The following is a 3,829-nucleotide window of genomic DNA, read 5'->3' on the forward strand; positions in this document are numbered from 1 at the left end:
CGCCGCCGCTGCCACCGGCTACGACGCGGCCCGGGGCGACGTCGTCGTCCGGTGCGACGCCGACTCCCGCCCCCCGGCGGACTGGCTGGCCCGCGTCGCGCGAGCCTTCGGCGACTCCCCCGACCTCGACGCCCTCACCGGCTCCGGAGACTTCTACGACCTGCCCCCGGGCCGCTCGAGGGCGCACGGGCGCCTGTACCTGTGGTCCTACTACTGGACCATGCACGCCGCCCTGGCCCACCGGCCCCTGTGGGGCTCGAACATGGCGATGCGCCGCTCACGCTGGGAGGCGGTCAGCGCCCTCGTGCACCGCACCGACCCCGAGCTGCACGACGACGTCGACCTGTCCTTCGTCCTGGGCCCGCGCCTGGTCGTGCGCTACGACCCGACCCTGCGCGTGGGCGTCTCGGGCCGGTCGCTGCAGGGCGGGGAGCTGCTCCGACGGCGGTTCCGTCGCGCCTTCCGCACCCTGGCCGTCAACTGGCGGGACACCCCGCCGTGGTCGCGGTGGGCGCAGCGGTTGCGGCCTCCCCGCGCTGGTTCGCCGCCGCGGGCTTAGCGTGGGTGGCATGCGCATCGTCATCGCCGGAGGCCACGGAAAGATCGCCATGCACCTGAGCCGGATGCTCGCCGCCCGCGGCGACACGGCCGTGGGGCTGGTCCGCAACCCTGACCACGTGTCCGACCTCGCCGCGATCGGCGCGGAGGCCGTGGTGCTCGACCTCGAGCACAGCACCCCGAGCGAGGTGGCTGCAGTGCTCGACGGCGCCGACGCGGTGGTCTTCGCCGCCGGAGCCGGCCCGGGCTCGGGGCCCGCCCGCAAGGACACCGTCGACCGCGGTGGCGCGGTGCTCCTGGCCGACGCCGCCGAGCAGGCCCAGGTGCGCCGCTACCTGCTGGTCTCCTCGATGGGGGCCGACCAGGCCGACCAGGTCGAGGACGAGACGTTCCGCGCCTACCTCGAGGCCAAGCAGGCCGCCGAGGTCGAGCTGCGCACGCGCGACCTGGACTGGACGATCCTGCGGCCCGGTGGACTGACCGACGACGCCGGCACCGGCCACGTGACCCTCGAGGCGAGCGTCCCGCGCGAGCAGGTGCCCCGCGAGGACGTGGCCGCCGTGCTGGTGGGGATGCTCGACGAGCCGTCGACCGCGGGGCTGACCCTCGAGGTCGTCTCCGGAGACGACCTCATCGACGCGGCGCTGCAGGCCGCTGGCCGGGGCGAGCCCGGGGACGGGTCGGCGGAGGCTGTCGCGGAGGGGTGACACCCCTGGCGGTCGGGGCCTCGCTGGCTCAGCCGCAGGTCTCGATCTCGCGCCACCAGTCGGGAATCTGGGGCGGCACGGTCCCGGCGAGGCCCGGCCCCTGGATCCGCTCGTAGACCAGCCCGCCATAGGTCACCAGGTCCCCGACCTCGTACCTGTCACCCCTCTGCCATGGAGCAGGGCAGGTGAGCTCCCCGAGGACGAGGCTCGTCTGCTCGGAGGCGCTGAGGCCTCCTGCGGCGGTCACCGCGGCGCTGATGCTGAGGCCGTTGCCCAGGTTGTTGCGCGTGGTCGAGACGAGGCCGCGCAGGGTCACCAACTCACCGGCACCGAGCTCCCCCGCGGCGAGGGTGCACTCGACTGCTTGCCCGGACGTCGAGCACGCCCACGCACTGCCGGACGGCACCCCGTCCCAGCTGATGGCGGCCGGCAGCGTGAGCCGCGCGCTCACGTCGCGGGCGGCCACCTCCCCGTCGTTGGTCAGCGTGAAGGTCACCGGTGAGGAGACCCGACGCTCGATGACCGTCTGGTCCGGCGCCGTCAGAGCAAGCCGTGCGGGCTGCGGCACGACGACCCGGACCGCGGGGCCGTCGACCTGCTGGCCCTGCGTCCGTACCGAGAGCGCGAGGTCCGCGGCACCGGGCCCGGCGCTACCAGCCGCGAGCACAGCCGAGACGGTCAACGGTTGCGCGTCCCCCGGAGCGATCGCCCCGGCGTCGACGCACACGGCACCGGCTCCGCACGCGGGCCAGGCGACGCCGTCCGGGGTGGTCACCGTCAGCCCGGCCGGCACGCCGGCGAGACGCACCTCGGCCGGCGCACTGGTGGTGCCGCCGGTGTTGGTCACCTCGAACCGGACGGTCTTCGCGGTGTCTAGCCGGACGGGCGCCGGGCCGACGCCGACGGGCGAGACCGTGAGCAGGGCCGGGGCCGAGCGCACCGAGACGGTCCGGACCGTCTCGCTCTCGCCGGCCCGCACCCGGACGTCGACCTGCTCGTCGACGTCCAGCAGACGTGGCGCGGCACTCACAGGGAGAGCGACGGTGACCGTCTCTCCGGCGGGGACGTCCACGGTCGCGCAGAGCTGCCCGTCGCAGGGCGCCCATGTCGACGAGGCAACCTGAAGACGACCCGTCGGGACCGCAGCTCGGAGCTGCACCGCACGCGCATCAGTTCCGCCGACGTTGGCGGCGCGCACCATGAGTGACTGCGGCGTGCCGGGCACCACAGCACCACTGGGTTCGGTCATCTCGACGGCCACGTCGGCCGGCGCCGAGGTCAGGACGACGTCGGAGGTGATGGTTCGCCCACCCACCTCGACGGTGAGGGTCCGGGGCTCGCCCCGGGGCTCGTTGTACAGAGGGCTCGCGTGACTGAGCGCGAGGCGGGGCGCGGCCAACGAGAGGACCAGGTCCGCTGAGCCGCGCCGCGCGATGGTGCGGGTGCAGGTGGGTGCAACTGCGGAGGTGCACTCCCACCCGGGGGCCGAGACGAGGTTGACGTCCGCGGGCAGACGGAGGGTCGCGGACACGTCAGGGGCCGTCGTACCGCCACGGTTCTCGACCGGGATCGTCACAGTGCCCGACGTTCCCGGCGTCAGCGCGGCGGTGCCCTGAACCGTACCCACCCGCACGTCGGCGGGCGTCGAGCTCAGCCGGGCCTGCATCGTGGTCGTCACCCGCGCACTGTCCGTCCCAGGGATCCACGCCTGCACGCGGACCTCGACGACCTTCTCACCGTCGAGGTCCTCGTCGTTGAGAACCACGCGGGCGTGGAGGGTGCTCGTGGCCCCGGGCGCGATCCCCGAGGTCTCGCAGACCTGCCGCTGCGGGTTATCCGCGGCCGAGGCGCAGGTCCACACCGAGTCTGCCGGTGCCGTGCGCGCGGCGCCGAAGCCCGGAGCGATCGCCACCGGGATGACTGTTCCTTCGACACCCTCCGGGAACTCGAAGGCGGTGCGGACCACGCCCGAGGCGGTCTCGCCCGTGTTCTTCACCGGGAGCCGGATCTCGGAGGCCCCGCCCGAGACCACGGTCATCTCCGGCAATGAGGCGTCGATGGTGACCACCGCAGGGCTGGGGGGCGGTGCCGGTGGAGCCTGCGGCTCGGGGGTGGGCACGTCTGGGCCGGGCACGTCTGGGCCGGGCACGTCTGGGCCGGGCACGTCTGTCCCGGGCACGGGGTCCGCGGCCGGCGGCGCGGGCTCGGGAGCGGGTGCGATCCCGCCCGAGGTCGGCGGGACCGTCGTGCCAGGCGCCTCCGGCGACACCGGCGGGATCGACGTCGGGTCCGTCGGGTCTGGCGTGGTCTCTTCAGGCGTCGCGGGGTCCTCGAAGAGGTCGGTGCCGCCCAGGTCCTCGTCCGCGGCGCCCGGGTCGTCGCCCGTGGTGCCGGTCTCGGGGTCGGCCTGCTGCTCGACGGCGACGGGCTCGGGCTCCGCGCCGGAGAACACACCCATGGCTCCGGCGACGCCCACGGCCCCCGCCACGACCACACCGGCAGCCACGAGTCCCAGAGCCAGGGGTGCCCCGGCGATCGCTGCGACGATGCCGCTCGCTGCTGCT

Annotated in this window: 2 protein-coding genes and 1 pseudogene; 2 read left to right on the forward strand and 1 reads right to left on the reverse strand. The window is 74.6% G+C overall.

The window, feature by feature from the left end:
* On the forward strand, positions 1 to 559 hold a 559-nt coding region (locus L0B03_RS15055), incomplete at its 5' end, for a glycosyltransferase (protein WP_250447256.1).
* Between the two features lie 10 nt (positions 560 to 569).
* Positions 570 to 1,265 carry an SDR family oxidoreductase gene (locus L0B03_RS15060; RefSeq protein ID WP_250447259.1) on the forward strand — a complete coding sequence of 232 codons (696 nt, stop codon included), beginning with the start codon at positions 570 to 572 and terminating at the stop codon, positions 1,263 to 1,265.
* Positions 1,266 to 1,293: 28 nt separating this feature from the next.
* Here the strand turns inward: L0B03_RS15060 and L0B03_RS15065 are convergent.
* Positions 1,294 to 3,829: pseudogene (locus L0B03_RS15065) on the reverse strand (hypothetical protein); the annotation flags it as partial.

The sequence above is a fragment of the Actinotalea sp. C106 genome, assembly GCF_023630195.1.
Taxonomy (GTDB): Bacteria; Actinomycetota; Actinomycetes; order Actinomycetales; family Cellulomonadaceae; genus Actinotalea.